General features: G+C 65.7%; 10 protein-coding genes. 2 read left to right on the top strand and 8 right to left on the bottom strand.

Annotated features, from left to right (window positions below; genetic code table 11):
* Positions 1 to 2,960, bottom strand: a 2,960-nt coding sequence (gene treS, locus H8B02_RS20290; RefSeq protein ID WP_229167853.1) for a maltose alpha-D-glucosyltransferase, incomplete at its 3' end; no start/stop codon positions are given.
* A gap of 10 nt (positions 2,961 to 2,970) precedes the next feature.
* Positions 2,971 to 4,920: an alpha-1,4-glucan--maltose-1-phosphate maltosyltransferase gene (locus H8B02_RS20295; RefSeq protein ID WP_229167854.1), complete on the bottom strand. Its 1,950-nt coding sequence runs from the start codon at positions 4,918 to 4,920 to the stop codon at positions 2,971 to 2,973.
* Between the two features lie 203 nt (positions 4,921 to 5,123).
* Between H8B02_RS20295 and malQ the strand changes: the two genes are divergently transcribed.
* Positions 5,124 to 7,070, top strand: coding sequence for a 4-alpha-glucanotransferase (gene malQ / locus H8B02_RS20300; RefSeq protein ID WP_229167855.1), 1,947 nt, complete (start codon positions 5,124 to 5,126; stop codon positions 7,068 to 7,070).
* An 18-nt stretch (positions 7,071 to 7,088) separates the two neighbouring features.
* Complete coding sequence (locus H8B02_RS20305) at positions 7,089 to 8,897, top strand: glycoside hydrolase family 15 protein (protein ID WP_229167856.1); 1,809 nt, start codon at positions 7,089 to 7,091, stop codon at positions 8,895 to 8,897.
* A 42-nt stretch (positions 8,898 to 8,939) separates the two neighbouring features.
* On the opposite strand, the gene H8B02_RS20310 is transcribed toward H8B02_RS20305, so the two are convergent.
* The 6 genes from H8B02_RS20310 to H8B02_RS20335 are packed head-to-tail and all read right to left on the bottom strand — an operon-like array spanning position 8,940 to position 16,397.
* Positions 8,940 to 9,746, bottom strand: a complete 807-nt coding sequence (locus tag H8B02_RS20310; RefSeq protein ID WP_229167857.1) for a Cof-type HAD-IIB family hydrolase — start codon at positions 9,744 to 9,746, stop codon at positions 8,940 to 8,942.
* Positions 9,743 to 10,231, bottom strand: a complete 489-nt coding sequence (locus H8B02_RS20315) for a gluconokinase (RefSeq protein ID WP_376711690.1) — start codon at positions 10,229 to 10,231, stop codon at positions 9,743 to 9,745. The genes H8B02_RS20310 and H8B02_RS20315 overlap by 4 nt, the downstream gene beginning before the upstream one ends.
* 54 nt (positions 10,232 to 10,285) lie before the next feature.
* Positions 10,286 to 11,038, bottom strand: a complete 753-nt coding sequence (gene pgl, locus H8B02_RS20320) for a 6-phosphogluconolactonase (protein ID WP_229167859.1) — start codon at positions 11,036 to 11,038, stop codon at positions 10,286 to 10,288.
* 2 nt (positions 11,039 to 11,040) lie between these two features.
* Positions 11,041 to 12,534: a glucose-6-phosphate dehydrogenase gene (zwf, locus tag H8B02_RS20325; protein ID WP_229167860.1), complete on the bottom strand. Its 1,494-nt coding sequence runs from the start codon at positions 12,532 to 12,534 to the stop codon at positions 11,041 to 11,043.
* A 20-nt stretch (positions 12,535 to 12,554) separates the two neighbouring features.
* On the bottom strand, positions 12,555 to 13,538 hold the full coding sequence (gnd, locus tag H8B02_RS20330) for a phosphogluconate dehydrogenase (NAD(+)-dependent, decarboxylating) (RefSeq protein ID WP_229167861.1): 984 nt from the start codon (positions 13,536 to 13,538) through the stop codon (positions 12,555 to 12,557).
* Positions 13,539 to 13,550: 12 nt separating this feature from the next.
* The gene (locus tag H8B02_RS20335) at positions 13,551 to 16,397 is read right to left on the bottom strand and encodes a bifunctional transaldolase/phosoglucose isomerase (protein WP_229167862.1); all 2,847 of its coding nucleotides are present in this window, start codon (positions 16,395 to 16,397) and stop codon (positions 13,551 to 13,553) included.
* Between the last annotated feature and the right edge of the window lie 105 nt (positions 16,398 to 16,502).

The raw sequence follows: 16,502 nt of genomic DNA on the forward strand, positions 1-16,502 counted from the left end.
GCCGCCGGCGCCTTGCGGCGCCGCTCGGCGATGGTGCGGCCCGGTCCGCCGTCGAAATCGATGATGAAGACGTCGTCCTTGACGACCAGCAACTGGCCGAGATGCAAATCGCCATGATGGCGGATGCTGAACCCGTCGGTCTCGCGCGGCAGCAGCGCCTTGAGCCGTTCCGGCAGCATGTCGTGCTGGGCTTGCAACTGATCAGCCAGCAGCCGGTCGGCCTCTTTCAGGGAGCCGCGCCGCTGCTTCAGCGCGTCGAACACGCGCTCGGCGCGCGCCATGATCTCGTCGCTCCAGCGCTGCAGATCTTCGGGCCTGGTCGGTTCGGGCGCGAAGTCCGGCAGGTCGCGGTTGCTGGCGAGCGCGATGTGCAACTCGGCGAGACGTTTTCCGCTGTGCGACAGATGGCGCAGATAAGTCGCATGATCACCGTTCTCATCGGGATTTTCGCTCGCCGCCAGCAGGCGCTGCCGCTCGACGAGGCGATCGAGGTGCGCAGCGGCCACGGTCCAGAGGTCGCCTTGGTTGACCACCATGGCGTGCAGCACCGCGATCGCGCTGCGATTGTCACCCTCCACCAGTTCCGATGTGCCGAGCAATGCGGGCGTGTTGGGGAAATTGACCACTTCGGTGAGGAAGCGGCCCATCTCGATCTCCGGATTGATGCCGACCTCGAGCTTCCGGTAGATCTTGGTGACATATTCGTTGTCGACCAGCGCGGTCGAGTGCGGCTGATCGTTCTCGAAGACGCGGATCCGCTCGGGCTGCCGGACCGGGCGGTCGGAGAAGCGGCTGGTCGGCCGGAATTCGAGCTTCAGGCCCTGTTCGCCCTCGTCGACGATGAGGTTTTCCCTGAGATTGCGCAGGAACAGGCCGGTGAAGATCTGGTCGGTGGCGACATCGAGCAGCGTGCCCTCGCGCGCGCCCTGACGGACCGCGGCAAAGGCGCGCGGGTTGTAGCGCTCGCGGTCGAAGCGTACCCATTCGATCTGCATCGGCAGCACGTAGCGGCTGGTGTTGCCGCGCTCCGTGGTTTCGAAGAAGATCAGCCAGGGCCGGTTGTCGCCGATGTCGCAGAACGGGATCGCGGACACCAGCGTCGGCTGGATCGCCTTCGCGGAATGCTCCGGGTACCAGCGCGTGCGGGCGAGATGGCCGGGCAGCACGTCGTGCTCGAACACGCCACGCTCCCGCGCCAGCGACGTCCAGGTCGAACCGAGCGGCACGACCAGCGTCTCGAACTCTGGCACCGCCCGCGGCTTCACCGGCTCGGACTTGTCGCGCTCCTGCAGCTGGAACCAGTAGAAGCCGTAAGGCGCGAGCGTGATCATGTAGGGCAGCTCGCCGATCGCCGGGAAGCGCGTGCGTCCGAGCATCTCGAGCGGAATGCGATCCTTGAAGGCGGAGAGGTCGAGTTCGGTGGCCTGCGCCGAGCGCGACAGATTGGCGACGCACAGGATCGCCTCGCCCTGGTACTGGCGCACATAGGCGAGCACCGAGCGGTTCTCCGGGCGGATGAAGGTCATGGTGCCGCGCCCGAAGGCGAGCGTCGACTTGCGCACCGCGATCAGCCGCTTGGTCGCCGACAGCAGCGACGACAGGCTGCGCGACTGCGCCTCGACATTCACGGCCTCGTAGCCGTAGACCGGGTCCATGATCATCGGCGCATAGAGCCGCGCCGGGTCGGCGCGCGAGAAGCCGCCGTTGCGGTCCGGCGACCACTGCATCGGCGTCCGCACGCCGTTGCGATCGCCGAGATAGATGTTGTCGCCCATGCCGATCTCGTCGCCGTAATAGATGATCGGCGTGCCGGGGAACGACAGCAGGAGCGAGTTCATCAGCTCGATCTTGCGCCGGTCATTGTCCATCAGTGGCGCAAGGCGCCGGCGGATGCCGACATTGATGCGGGCGCGCGGGTCGTTGGCGTAGGTCGACCACAGATAGTCGCGCTCGACATCGGTGACCATTTCCAAGGTCAGCTCGTCGTGATTACGCAGGAACAGCGCCCACTGGGCCGCGGCCGGAATGTCGGGGGTCTGGCGCAGGATGTCGGTGATCGGAAAGCGGTCTTCCTGCGCGATCGCCATGTAGATGCGCGGCATCAGCGGGAAGTGATAGGCCATGTGGCATTCGTCGCCATGGCCGAAATATTCCTGCACGTCCTCCGGCCATTGATTGGCCTCGGCCAGCAGGATCTTGCCCTTGGCGTAGGCGTCGAGCTCCTGGCGCAGCCGCTTGATGATGGCATGCGTCTCCGGCAGGTTCTCGTTGTTGGTGCCGTCGCGCTCGCACAGATAGGGAATGGCGTCGAGCCGGAAGCCGTCGACGCCGGTGTCGAGCCAGCGCTTCATCACCTGGACGATGGCGCGCACCACGCGCGGATTGTCGAAGTTGAGGTCCGGCTGGTGCGAGAAGAAGCGGTGCCAGTAGAACTGGCCGGCCTCGGGATCCCAGGTCCAGTTCGACTTTTCCGTATCGGTAAAGATGATCCTTGTATCGAGGTATTTCTGGTCGGTGTCGCTCCAGACGTACCAACTGCGCGCGCTCGAATTCGGCGGGCTGCGGCGCGCGCGCTTGAACCAGGCATGCTGGTCCGAGGTGTGGTTGACGACGAGCTCGGTGATGACGCGCAGGCCGCGCTTCTTGGCTTCCTGGATGAAGCGCTTGAAGTCCTTCATCGTCCCGAAATCGGGATTGATGTCGCCATAGTCGCCGATGTCGTAGCCGTCGTCGCGGCCGGGCGAGGGATAGAACGGCAACAGCCACAGCGCGGTGACACCGAGCTCCTGCAGATAGCCGAGTTTCTCCGTCAGCCCCGCGAAGTCGCCGATGCCGTCATTGTTGCTGTCGGCGAACGCCTTGACGTGCAGCTGGTAGATGATGGCGTCCTTGTACCACAGCTGGTCCGCGGTCTCGGTCGCGACCTTCTCCTTGATGTCGACGTTGGAGAATACGTTCATGACGGCTCCTTCAGGCGACACAGCGCAACAGCAATGCGGGATCGCGCGCAGGATCCAGACGCAGGCGGATGCCCCCCCATTCGAGCGCATGGCGCTCGCCGTTGACAAGGTCTTCCACTTCCGTGACGGGGCGGCGGGCTTCGCCACGGCCGACCATGACGTCGCCGAGCGGAAGCCAGACCTCACGCAACTCGCCCGACAATGCAATCGCGGCCGCGATCACATTGCTCTGATCGACCGCCTCCTTGACGAAGCCGATCACGCCGCCGTCATCGACATTGATAAAGCGCAGATTGGCGAATTGTTGCAGGGCCGGATTGCCGCGCCTGATCTGGTTGAGGGCTGCGATATAGGGCTTGATGTTCCCGGCCTGGTCCCAGTCGCGAACCCTGATCTCGTATTTCTCTGAGTTGAGATACTCCTCGCGGCCGGGCACCGGCGCGTGCTCGAGCAATTCGAAGCCGCTGGTGATGCCGTAGCTGCTTGAAAGCGTCGCGGCCAGCGCGAGACGCGACTTGAACATCCAGGATTCGCCGCTTTGCAGGTGGAAGGGCAGGATGTCAGGTGTGTTGACGAAGAAATTCGGCCGAAAGAAGTCGCGATCGGGATAGGATATCAACTCGCCGAGATACTGTTCGAGCTCGAGGCGCTGCGTGCGCCAGGTGAAGTAAGTATAGGACTGCGTGAAGCCGAGCTTGGCGAGACCCTTCATCAGTTTCGGCCGCGCGAACGCCTCCGAAAGGAACAGCACGTCCGGATCGCTGTCCTGCACCTCGCGGATCAGCCATTCCCAGAATGCCAGCGGCTTGGTGTGCGGATTGTCGACCCGGAATATCTTCACGCCCTGTTCGACCCAGAACAGCACCACATCGCGCAGCGCACGCCATAGCGCGGCCGCATCCGCGGATCCGAAATCGGGATTGATGACATCGTCCCAGCGCTGCGGCGGATGTTCGGCCGTACGCATCGATCCGTCCGGACGCCGCTTGAACCACTCCGGATGCGCGGTCACCCAGGGATGATCGGGCGAGCACTGCACGGCGAAATCGAGCGCCACCTCGAGGCCATGGGCGTGGCATGCCGCCACGAAAGCGCGGAAGTCGTCGAGCGTGCCGAGCTCCGGATGCACCGCGTCGTGGCCGCCCTCGGCCGCGCCGATCGCATAGGGGCTGCCGGGATCGCCTGGCTGCGCGATGGCGGCATTGTTGCGGCCCTTGCGATGGGTCCGCCCGATCGGGTGGATCGGCGCCAGCAATACTACGTCGAAGCCCATCGCCGCGATATCGGGCAGCCGCGCGATACAGTCGTTGAAGGTCGCGTGCAGGCCCGGTGTCTTCCCCTGGCTGCGCGGAAACATCTGGTACCACGCGCCGCTGCGGGCCCGCGGCCGGTCCGCGGTCAGGGGATAAAGCTGCGATCGCACCAGGTCGCGGCGAAACTGGCTGCCGGCCATCGCCTCACGCAATTCCGGTGCGAGCAGCGCGCCCGGCTCGCCAGTCTGCAGAAAGATTTCGCACTGCCTGATGATGATTGCGGCCGCGGCCGGGCCACCAGCCTGCGCCCGGGTCAGCATGCCCGCGCCTTCGACGGCATCCAGCGTGTGGTCGCCGCCGTCGCGCTGCTTCTGCTCGAAACGATGCCGCCAGCTGGCGAATTCGTCGGTCCAGGCCTCGATCGCGAAGCTGTAGCGGCCGGGCCGGTCGGGTACGAAGGCGCCGCTCCAGCGGTCGTCGCTGTGCAGCGTCATCGGCGCGTGTTGCCATTCGCCGTCGCCCTCATGCCGCCACACCAATGCCGCCGCGATCACATCATGTCCGTCACGGTAGATATCGGCCCACACCTCGACAGGTTCGCCCGCGATGCGCTTGACCGCAAAGCGGCCGCCATCAACCGACGGATAGACATCGGTAATATGAAAAGTGCCGTGGGCACTCTCGACAGGCCGGGCGGTTTTGTTCACGGTGATGCCGCCATTGAATAGGCAAATGAAGTCCCGGCGCCGGGAAGGAGGCACGCCAGACCCATATAGAAAGCCGCTCGCCGGGCAATGGTTCCCGGTGGGAACGCCGGATAGGGTAGAGCGTTGAACATCAACTATCCCTTTCCCGTATCAGTACAATTTAGCAACGATCCCGATACCGTTGCGAGCAAGCAGCGTGCCGAATGGACCTTTACGCCAAAGCCCAGACCCTGGGAATCCAGACCGAGTATATCGATGGTAGCGGTCACCGCCGTGTGACAACCCCCGAGGCGCTGACGGCGATCCTCGCGGCGCTGCCGCCCCAGACGCCGCGTCGGATGATCGCCGATCCCGTGGTCGTCAGAGGCGGCCATGGCGGACAGACGCAACTCGCGGAGACGGCCCGGCTTCCGGTGCAATGGAAGCTCACCAACGGCACTGCGGTGCTCGCGCAAGGCGAGGCGCATGAGCGGAGTGTGACGTTGCCGTCGGGCCTGCCCGAGGGCGTGCACCGGTTGCAGCTGAAGGACGCATCGGGCAGCGAGGAACTGCCGCTTCTGGTGGCGCCGGACGGCGCATTCGGCGGCGCGTTCGACCGCTGCTGGGTGATCGCGGTCCAACTCTATGGCGTGCGGTCCGCGCGCAACTGGGGCATCGGTGACTTCACCGATCTGCAAGGCCTGCTCGAATTCGCCCATCGGCTCGGCGCCGACGGCATCGGGCTCAATCCGCTGCATGCGCTGTTCGACGATCGGCCTGGCGATTGCAGCCCATACTCGCCGAACAGCCGGCTGTTCCTCAACGCGCTCTATATCGACGTCGCGAAGATTCCCGAATTCCGCGCCGATGCCGAAACCCAAGCCGCGCTGGCGCAGCTCCGCAGCCGCGACATGGTCGACTATGTCGGTGCCGCCGCGCTGAAATGGCCTGCGCTGCGCGCGGCTTTCGCAGCCTTCAAGGCCAATCCCGGCCTCGGCCGCTGGCAGGATTTCGAGGCCTATCGCAAGCAGCAGGGCGTGCTGCTGTCGCGCTTCGCCTGCTTCGAGGTGATGCGGCACAAATTCAACACGCCGTGGTGGGAATGGCCGGACGAATGGCGGCAGCCCAACGATACGGCGTGCGCGAAATTGCGCCGGGCGCGCGACACCGCCACTGAGGTCGAATTCGTTGAATTCGTGCAATGGACCGCGGATCGGCAGCTCGGCGCCTGCCAGGCGCTCGCGCACAAGCTCGGCATGCGGGTCGGACTTTATCTCGATGTTGCCGTCGGCGTGCAGTCGGATGGCTTCGACGCCTGGAATGAGCAGGTCGCGATCTCGCGTCATCTCGGCGTTGGCGCGCCGCCCGATCCGCTCAACACCGCGGGCCAGGATTGGGGGCTTGCCGGCTTCAATGCCGCGGGCCTCGAGCAGCGCTCGTTCGAGCCGTTCAGGCAAATGTTGCGCGCCTCGATGCGCCATGCCGGCGCGATCAGGCTCGACCACGCCTTCGGGCTGAAGCGGCTCTATCTGGTGCCGCGCGGGTTCGGCCCGGCCAATGGCGCCTATGTGCTGATGCCGTTCGAGGCGTTGCTGGCGGCGACCGCGCAGGAGAGCGTTGCGAGCCGCTGCGTCGTGATCGGCGAGGACCTCGGCACCGTGCCCCCGGGGTTCCGCGAGCAGATGAACGGCTGGCGCATCTGGTCCTATCTCGTGATGATGTTCGAGACCGACGACCAGGGCGTGTTCCGCAACGCCGATTACTATCTGCCGAACGCGCTGGTGACGTTCAACACCCACGACCTGTCGACCTACGCCGGCTGGCGCTCGTTCAGCGACCTCAAGACCAAGCGCGCGCTCGGGATCGATCCCGGCGAGACCGACCAGGGGCGCTGGGATGCGCTCGGCCATCTCGACGACGTGCTGCGCCGGCACGACATTCACCACAATGATTTCTATTCGGTGGTGAACTTCATGGCACGGACGCGGTCGCGGATGATGGCGGTTTCGATGGAGGATTTGCTCGGCATCGTCGAGCAGCCGAACATCCCGGGCACCGTCTACGAGCATCCGAACTGGAAACGGCGGCTGCCGGTCTCGATCGAGCATCTCGCGTCGGCGATCGACGTCGACGCACTCAGGCGTGCAACTCGCGAGCGGTCGCACGCCTGACAACGCGGAGCACGGCGCGTGGCCTCTCGCATCGAAGACTATGGACTGATCGGCGATTGCGAGACCGCAGCGCTGGTCGGTCGCGACGGCTCGATCGACTGGCTGTGCTGGCCGGCGTTCGATTCCGACGCCTGCTTTGCGGCGCTGCTTGGCACGTCGCGGAATGGCCGCTGGCTGCTGGCGCCCGCCGGCGAGATCAGGCAGACCTCCCGCCGCTATCGGGACGATACGCTGATCCTGGAGACGCGGTTCGAGACCGAAGGCGGCGTGGTCGCGCTGATCGACTTCATGCCGCCGCGCGGCAATGCTTCCGACGTGGTCCGCCTGGTGCGTGGCATCAGCGGCCGCGTCAAGATGCACATGGAGCTGGTGATCCGCTTCGGCTTCGGGGTCGATGTCCCCTGGGTGAAGAAGAACCCCGACGGCGAGGGGCTGCTGGCGATCAGCGGGCAGGACATGACCGTGCTGCGCACGCCGGTCAAGACATCGGGCAAGGACCTGACCACGATCGCCGATTTCGAGATCGGCGAGGGCGATACCGTGCCGTTCGTCCTGACATATGGCGCGTCGTATCAACCGGTGCCGGAGCCGATCGATCCCGGGGCGGCGCTGAAGGATACCGAGGAATACTGGAAGGAGTGGTGCAGCCGTTCGACCTATGACGGCAGCTACCAGCGCGGTCTCGTGATGCGCTCGCTGATCACGTTGAAGGCACTGACCTTCAGGCCGACCGGCGGCATCGTCGCGGCACCGACCACGTCGTTGCCGGAAAAGCTCGGCGGCGCGCGCAACTGGGACTACCGGTTCTGCTGGCTGCGCGATGCCACCTTCACCCTGCTGGCGCTGATGAATTCGGGCTATACCGAGGAAGCCGCCGCCTGGCACAACTGGCTGCTGCGGGCCGCGGCCGGCGCGCCGGCCAACATGCAGATCATGTACGGCATCCTGGGGCAGCGGCGCCTCCTGGAATGGGAAGCCGGATGGCTGCCCGGTTATGAAGGCGCGCAGCCGGTCCGCGTCGGCAATGCCGCACATGCGCAGCTGCAACTCGACGTCTACGGCGAGCTGATCGACGCCTTCCACCAGGCTCGTATGGCCAAGCTGAAGCTCGACGAGGAGAACTGGTCGCTCGAATGCACCGTCGTCAGTCATCTCGCCGACGTCTGGGACCAGCCGGATCACGGCATCTGGGAGCGGCGCGGCACGCCCAGACACTACGTGTTCTCCAAGGTGATGTGCTGGGTCGCCTTCGACCGCGCCATCAAGAGCGCGGAGCGGTTCGGCTTCAAGGGGCCGCTGGTCAAATGGCGGGTGCTGCGCGAGGCCATTCATCGCGACGTCTGCCGGCGGGGCTTCGATCCTGGTCTCAACAGCTTCGTCGAAAGCTATGGCTCAAAGCTGCTCGACGCCAGCCTGCTGCTGCTGCCGTCGGTCGGCTTCCTGCCGCCGGCCGATCCGCGCATCCGCGGCACGATCGCGGCGGTCGAACAGCACATGATCCGCGACGGGTTCGTGCTGCGGCACGATCCGCGCGAGGTGTCCGACGAAATCCAGCCGATCGAGGGCGCGTTCCTGGCCTGCAGCCTGTGGCTTGCCGACGCCCATGTGCTGGCGGGAGATCTTGACAAGGCGCAGACCATGTTCGACCGCGTCGTCGCGGTCGCCAACGATCTCGGGCTGCTGGCGGAGGAGTTCGACTCCGGCGCCGGCCGGCAGACCGGCAATTTTCCGCAGGCGCTGACCCATATCGCGCTGATCAACACCGCGCACAATCTCAGCGCCGCCAGGGCCGATGCCGAGAAGCCGGCGGTGCAGCGGTCGACCTGATCGTGGTTTTTGCTTTGCACACGATCTTCTTAGAAAGCCGCCCTAACGGCCCATCGTCAGCACCGTGTCCATCGCGCGCGCGAAACCGTCGTGCTCGTTGGTTTCGGTGACATGGGTGGCGCGCGCCTTCACGTCATCGCTGGCATTGCCCATCGCGAACGAGACGCCGCTCCGCGCAAACATCGGCAGATCGTTCTGCATGTCGCCGATCGTGGCGACATTCTCGAGCGCCACGCCGAGGCGCTTCGCGATGCCCTCGACGAAGGTGCCCTTGTCGTGGCCGGGCGGGGTGACGTCGAGATAATAGGTCTGCGAGCGGACCGCGGTCGCATCATTGCCGACCATCTGCTGCATCTCCGCTTCGCAGCGCTGCAGCAGGGGCGCATCCGAGCTCGCGCCGACGATCTTGCAGGCCTGGTCGAGATAGGGCGTGAAATCGCTGACGATGGTCGGATCATGCTTGATCGCGCGCTTTTCGTGCGCGTTGTACTCGCCGTCGGGATTTCGGGTCAGCCAGCGGTCGTTGGTGAACAGCCAGGTGTCGACGCCGCGCTCGCGGAGCAGATCGATGCTGCGTTTGGCGACGGCAGGGGGGATCAAATGCTGCTCGATCGGCTTCAATTGCGGATCGACGATCGAAGAGCCGTTGAAGGCGCCGATCGGCAGCGTGATCGCGAGCGGCGCGACCAGAAAGCCCATCCCGATCGTCGGCCGGCTGGAGACGATGGTGAAGCCGATGCCGGCCTCGTGCAGTCTGCGCACCGCGGTCAGGGCGCCGTCGGTCAGGGTCTTGTCCTTGGTGAGCAGCGTGCCGTCGACATCGGATACGACAAGGGCAATGCGGGTCATGGGCGGTCCAGCTTCAGTTGACTGACAATGTCTTCGACGATGGTGTCGACCGAACGGTCGATCGCAACCGTGATCGGGCGTTCGTCCGGTGTCGGCGGCTCCAGCGTCTTGAACTGGCTGGCGAGCAGGGCCGGCGGCATGAAATGGTCCTTGCGCGCGGCGAGCCGCGTGGCGATCAGCTCTTGCGTGCCGTCGAGGAAGACGATGCGGATATCGTCGCGGCCATGCACCAGGATGTCGCGATAGGCGCGCTTCAGCGCGGAGCAGGCGATGACGGCGCGTTCGCGGACGCCGCAGGTGCGGTCGATCTCATTGGCGATGGCGCGCAGCCAGGGCCAGCGATCCTCGTCGGTGAGCGGCTGGCCGGAATGCATTTTCGCGACATTGCTCGGCGGGTGAAAACTGTCGCCGTCCTCGAAGCGCCAGCCGATCCTGATCGCAAGGCGGTCGGCGATGGTGCTCTTGCCCGAGCCGGAGACGCCCATCACGACCAGTGCGCAGGGGTTTTGCCCGTCACCCAAGAAAGTCACCCAAGAGCATCATCCACGAAAATCCTCCGGCAGCGCGGCCTGATCGATCAGCCAGACGGTTTCGCCCAGCGATCGCGCGCGGTTTGCCGGCAGGTTCTCGCCTGCGAACAGGCGCCTCAAGATCGCGCGCTTGTTTTCGCCCGCCACCTCGAACAGCATCTCGCGGCAGGAGGCGAGGGCAGGCAGGGTCAAGGAGACGCGCGGCACGAACGGCTCGACATTGGCCTTGGGCACCTCGACCACCCAGCGCTGCGTTTCCTCGACCGCGGGATAGCCCGGAAACAGCGAGGCGGTGTGGCCATCGGGCCCGATGCCCATCAGCACCAGGTCGAACAGCGGCCGCTTCGGATCGAGCTGTTCGGCGCCGTAGAAGGCCATCAGCTCGTTCTCATAAAGCGCCGCGCTGACGTCGGGATCCCTGAGATCGGCGGTGTCGGTTGCGATCGGATGGACATTGGCGGCCGGAGCGCAGCGGTCGAGGAAGGCCTGGCGCGCCATGCTCATATTGTGCAGCGGGTCCTGGCGCGGCACCAGGCGCTCGTCGCCGATGAACCAGTCGATGCGATCCCACGGAATCCGCCGGCGATAGTCCGGTGTCGCCAGCAGCTGGTAGAGCGCCTTGGGGCTGGAGCCGCCGGTGAGGCAGACCGCGATCCGGCCGCTGTTCTGGTCGATCCTGGCGATCACCCGTTCGGCGGCGGTCTGCGCCAGTGCGGCCGGATCGGCGACCGTGATGATCTTGCGCTCGCCGCTCGTGGTCATGGTCAGCTCAGCTTCCGCCAGCTGCGGCCGTCGCGCGTCAATAGCGCGTTGGCCGCCTCCGGGCCTTCGCTGCCGGCCTTGTAGGGCTGCAGGCCACGCCCGCCGGCAGTCTTCCAGGCGTCGAGGAAGGGCTGCACCGCCTGCCATCCGGCCTCGACGCTGTCGGCGCGCTGGAACAGCAGATTGTCGCCGATCATGCAGTCATAGATCAGCGTCTCGTAGCCGGTCGACGGCTCGGCCTTGAAGTAGTCCTTGTAGCGGAACTTCATCTCGACGCCGTCGATGTTGATGGCCGGGCCGGGCACCTTGGTGTTGAACTGCAGCTCGATGCCTTCGGTCGGCTCGGTCGAGATGACGAGGTAATTCTGCGACAGGCGGTCGACCGCGGTATCGCGGAACATCGCGAACGGCGCCTGCTTGAACTTGATCGCGATCTCGGTGCGCTTGGTGGTCAGTGCCTTGCCGGTGCGCAGGTAGAACGGCACGCCGGCCCAGCGCCAATTGTCGATGGTCAGCTTCAGCGCCGCATACGTCTCGGTCGAGCTGTCGGGCTTCACATCCGGCGTCTTGAGATAGTCCTCGATCTCGGTGTCGCCGATCCGGCCGCCGCGATACTGGCCGCGCACCGAGTTGGACAGCGCCTCCTGCGCGCTCTGGATCTGGATCGCGCTCAGCACCTCGGCCTTCTCCGAGCGCACCGCATGCGCGTCGAAGCGCGCCGGCGGCTCCATCGTCACCAGCGACAGCAGCTGGAACAAATGGTTCGGCACCATGTCGCGCAGCGCGCCGGTGGCGTCATAGAAGCTGCCGCGATGGCCGACGCCGAGCTTCTCGTCGACGGTGATCTGGATGTGGTCGATGTGGTTGCGATTCCAGATCGGCTCGAACATGCCGTTGGCAAAGCGCAGCACCAGGATGTTCTGGACGGTTTCCTTGCCGAGGTAATGGTCGATCCGGTAGATCTGGTGCTCGTCCATCAGCTTCAGCAGCGCGGCGTTCAGCGCCCTGGCCGACGCCAGATCGGTGCCGAACGGCTTTTCGATGATCAGCCGCCGCCACGCGCCGTTCTCCTCCAGCATGCCGGTCCGTCCGAGCTGCTCGCTGATCGGCAGGAAGGCGTTCGGCGGGGTCGCGAGATAGAACAGCCGGTTGCCACCGGTGCCGCGCGCGGTCTCGAGCTTGTCGAGCCGTTCGTTCATGGCATCGAACGAAGCGGGATCCCTCGGATCGGCCTCGATCGAGGTGACGCATTCGAACAGCTGCTTCGCGATCGCCTCGTCGACGGGGCGGGTGGCGAATTTGCGCAGCCCCTGCATCAGGCTGTCGGTCAGCTGCTCGCTCGACATGCCCTTGCGGACAATGCCGACCACGCAGAATTTCTCCGGCAGCAGATTGCCGGCGGCGAGATTGTAGAGCGCCGGGACGACCAGCCGGTGTGTCAGATCACCGGTGGCGCCGAAGATGATGAAGGAGCAAGGATCGGGTTTCTTCTGCACGTGACCTTCCGCGGTTCGTTTTAAGCCTTCTTCGGCGGCTCCTTGTGGCCGCCAAACCCTGCGCGCATCGCCGAGAGGATCTTCTCGGCGAAGGTGTGGTCCTTGCGCGAGCGGAAGCGGGTGTAGAGCGCCGCCGTCAGCACCTCGGCCGGCACCGCCTCGTCGACCGCGGCGTTGACGGTCCAGCGGCCTTCGCCGGAATCCTCGACAAAGCCGGAATAATTGTCGAGCGTGTGGTTCTGCGCCAGCGCCGACGCGGTGAGGTCGAGCAGCCAGGACGGGATCACGCTGCCGCGCCGCCAGACTTCGGCGATGTCGGCGATGTCGAGATCGAAGCGATGGTCGGGCGGCAGCGCCTCGATGTTGGCGTTCTTCAGGATGTCGAAGCCTTCGGCATAGGCCTGCATCAGGCCGTATTCGATGCCGTTGTGGATCATCTTGACGAAATGTCCCGCGCCGATCGGGCCGGCGTGGATGTAGCCCTGTTCGATGCGCGGATCGCGCTCCTCGCGGCCGGAGGTGCGCGGGATATCGCCGATGCCGGGCGCCAGCGTCTTGAAGATCGGATCGAGCCGGTCGACCACGGGTTTGTCGCCGCCGATCATCATGCAGTAGCCGCGCTCGATGCCCCAGATGCCGCCGCTGGTGCCGACATCGACATAATGCAGCCCACGCTCCCGCAGCGCCTTGCCGCGGCGGACGTCGTCCTGCCAGAAGGTGTTGCCGCCGTCGATGATGACGTCGCCGGGCTGCATCAGCTTCGACAGCGCCTCGATGGTGGCTTCGGTGATCTTGCCGGCCGGCAGCATCACCCAGGCGGTGCGCGGCGCTTCCAGCTTGAGGACGAAATCCTCCAGCGACGAGGAACCGGTGGCGTTGTCGGCGACCAGCGCCGCGACCGCCTTGGGGTCCTTGTCGTAGACCACGGTGGTGTGGCCGTTGCTCATCAGGCGGCGGACGATGTTGCCGCCCATCCGCCCGAGGCCGATCATGCCGAGTTGCATTGCTCGCCTCCGTCAGTTCAGTGCGGCCGAGATCGCGGCATCGAGCGCCGCAAGCCCGGAGGTGAGGTCGCCCTTGAGATGCACCCGCAGTGCCCGCCGGCCGCGCTCGGTGAGCACGTCGAAATCGCCGCGCGCCTGCGCCGCCTTGATGACGCCGAAGCTCGCCTTTTGGCCGGGCACCGGCAGGTCCCGGCTATCGTCGGTCGTGACCTGCAGGAACACGCCGCTGTCGGGCCCGCCCTTGTAGGCCTGCCCGGTCGAATGCAGGAAGCGCGGGCCGAACTCGGCGCAGGTCGCAAGGTGTTTCGCATCGCGCACCTTGAGCCGCATCGCCTGCATGGCGTCGATGGTGTCGCCGTCGCGCTCGATATAGGCGAGCAGGGCGACATAGTCGCCGCGGCCGGAGCGCGAGAGGTGGGCCTTGATCCAGGAATTGAGATCGCCATTGGCGCCGGCCTTGCGCAGCTCCTCGGCGTTCTGCGCGTCGGTGTAGAGCTCGACGCCATCCGCCGACACCACCGGCTGCTCGGCCGGCAGCGATCCGGTCTTCTCGAACGCCGCCGTCAGCTCGCGCGTCTTGATCTTGGCGGCCTCGACGTCGGGCTGGTTGAACGGGTTGATGCCGAGGATCGCGCCCGCCACCGCGGTCGCGATCTCGAAGCGGAAGAACTCCTGGCCGATATGGTCGATCGACTTCATCACGATCCGGACCACGGGATGGCCGGCGGCCTCGAGCGCGGCGAGCTTGGCCTCATGCGCGGCGTCGTGCTCACCCTCGGTGCGCAGGTCGATGAAGAAGCGGTCGTTGCCGTAGACCGCGGCATCGCCGATGGTCTCGCCCTCGATCGGGATCAGGCCCTTGCCGTCCTTGCCGGTCGATTCCGCGATCAGCTGCTCGGCCCAGGCGCCGAAATCGGCGACCTCGGGCGAGGCGAAGATCGTCACCTTGTCGCGGCCTTCGAGCCCGGCGATGCCCATCGCCAGCCCGAGCTGGACGCCCGGGTTTTCCTGCGGCGGCACGTCGGCGCCGCAGGAGCGCACCATGGCGAGCGTATGGCCGAGCAGGCTGCGGACGTCGATGCCCGCGGCGGCCGCCGGCACCAGGCCGAACGGCGACAGCACGGAATAGCGGCCGCCGATCGCAGGGTCGCCGTAGAAGATGCGGGCAAAGCCCTGCTTGATCGCGACCTTCTGCAGCGACGAGCCGGGATCGGTCACCGCGATGAAGCGGTGGCCGGCCTTGTCCTTGCCGATCGCCTTGGCGACCCGGTCGAAGAAATAGTCCTTCATCACGTTCGGCTCGGTGGTGCCGCCGGACTTGGAGGAGACGATGAACAGCGTCTTCGCGATGTCGACATACTCCTCCATCGCGCGCACCTGCGCCGGATCGGTGGAATCGAGCACGTGCAGCCGCGGGAAGCCGGACCGGTGCGGGAAGGTCTGGGCCAGCACCTCCGGCCCGAGGCTCGATCCGCCCATGCCGAGCACGACGGCGTCGGTGAAGTTTTGCCCTTTCACGCGCTTGGCGAAATCCTCGTAGTCGGCGACATCGGCGGTCGCGGCGCTGGTCAGCCAGCCCAGCCATTTGTCCTCGTCATCGCCGGTCCAGACCGACTTGTCCTTGTGCCAGAGCCTTCGGATCTTGGCCGACGCGCGCCATTCCTCGGTGCTTTTCTCGACCGCCTTCTCGATACCTGCGCCGAGCGCCAGCTTCTGATGGTCGATGCCGCCGCCGAGCGAGGTCGCGCGCTTGTGGGCGACCGCGCCGTACAGCTTGTCGGCCGCGTCGGCGAACAGCTTGACGCCGTCCTTGACCAGCTCCTCGGTGATCGCATCGAGCGAGATGCCGGACTTCTCCAGCTCGTCCAGCACGTGGCGGGCGTCCTCGACATTCTCCTCGAGGCTGTCGCGGACCTTGCCGTGGTCGCGGAACGCATCGAGGGTTGCCGGCGGCACGGTGTTGACGGTGTCGGGGCCGATCAGCTCCTCGACATAGAGCACGTCGCTATAGTCCTTGTTCTTGGTGCCGGTCGACGCCCACAGCAGCCGCTGCGGCTTGGCGCCCTTGGCGGTGAGCTTGTCCCAGCGCGGGCCCGAGAACAGGCGCTTGTAGTCCTGGTAGGCGAGCTTTGCATTGGCGATCGCGACCTTGCCCTTCAGCGCGGCAAGCCGCTCCTTCTCGGACGGGTCGTTGGCGCGTGCGATCTTCTCGTCGAGCTGCTTGTCGACGGCAGAGTCGATGCGGCTGACGAAGAAGCTGGCGACGCTTGCGACATGAGAGGGGTCGCCGCCCTTGGCGACGTACTTCTCCAGGCCCTTGAGATAGGCCTCCGCGACCTGGCGATAGACCTTCTGCGAGAACAGCAGCGTGATGTTGATGCTGATGCCTTCGCCGATCAGATATTCGACCGCCGGCCGGCCCTCCGGCGTCGCCGGCACCTTGACCATCAGGTTCTTGCGGTGGACGTCCTTCCAGAGCCGCTCGGCCTCCGCGATCGTGCCCTTGGTGTCCATCGCCAGATACGGCGACACTTCGAGGCTGACAAAGCCGTCGCCGCCATGGCTCTGGTCGTAGACCGGGCGCAGCACGTCGGCGGCGTGCTGGATGTCCTCGACCGCGAGATGTTCGAACAGGTCGGCGACCGAGCGGTCGCCCTTCTTGAGGGCCTTGCCGATCGCGCCGTCATACTCGTCCGAGCTGCCGATCGCCTTCTCGAAGATCGAGGGGTTGGACGTCACGCCTTTGACGCCGTCGGTCTCGATCAGCCGCTTCAGGTCGCCCTTGGCGACGAAGCCGCGGGCAAGGAAGTCCAGCCAGACGGCCTGGCGGTGATTTTCGAGTGCTTTGACGGGGTTCATGGGTGCCTGTTCTCGTTCGATCGAGGGTCGATTTTTGGGTTCCCGGGCAGCTTTCGGGGGCGGAGGCGGATTGTCAACATGACTGGGGGCCCGGGCGGAATATCA

This window comes from Bradyrhizobium altum (genome assembly GCF_020889705.1).
Lineage (GTDB): Bacteria > Pseudomonadota > Alphaproteobacteria > Rhizobiales > Xanthobacteraceae > Bradyrhizobium > Bradyrhizobium altum.

Excerpts from the sequence above, each read along its gene's own strand:
- H8B02_RS20315 (WP_376711690.1), bottom strand. The coding sequence starts at position 10,231 with ATGGGCGTCTCCGGCTCGGGCAAGAGCACCATCGCCGACCGCCTTGCG.
- H8B02_RS20310 (WP_229167857.1), bottom strand. The coding sequence starts at position 9,746 with ATGACCCGCATTGCCCTTGTCGTATCCGATGTCGACGGCACGCTGCTC.
- gnd (WP_229167861.1), bottom strand. The coding sequence starts at position 13,538 with ATGCAACTCGGCATGATCGGCCTCGGGCGGATGGGCGGCAACATCGTC.
- malQ (WP_229167855.1), top strand. The coding sequence starts at position 5,124 with ATGGACCTTTACGCCAAAGCCCAGACCCTGGGAATCCAGACCGAGTAT.
- pgl (WP_229167859.1), bottom strand. The coding sequence starts at position 11,038 with ATGACCACGAGCGGCGAGCGCAAGATCATCACGGTCGCCGATCCGGCC.
- H8B02_RS20335 (WP_229167862.1), bottom strand. The coding sequence starts at position 16,397 with ATGAACCCCGTCAAAGCACTCGAAAATCACCGCCAGGCCGTCTGGCTG.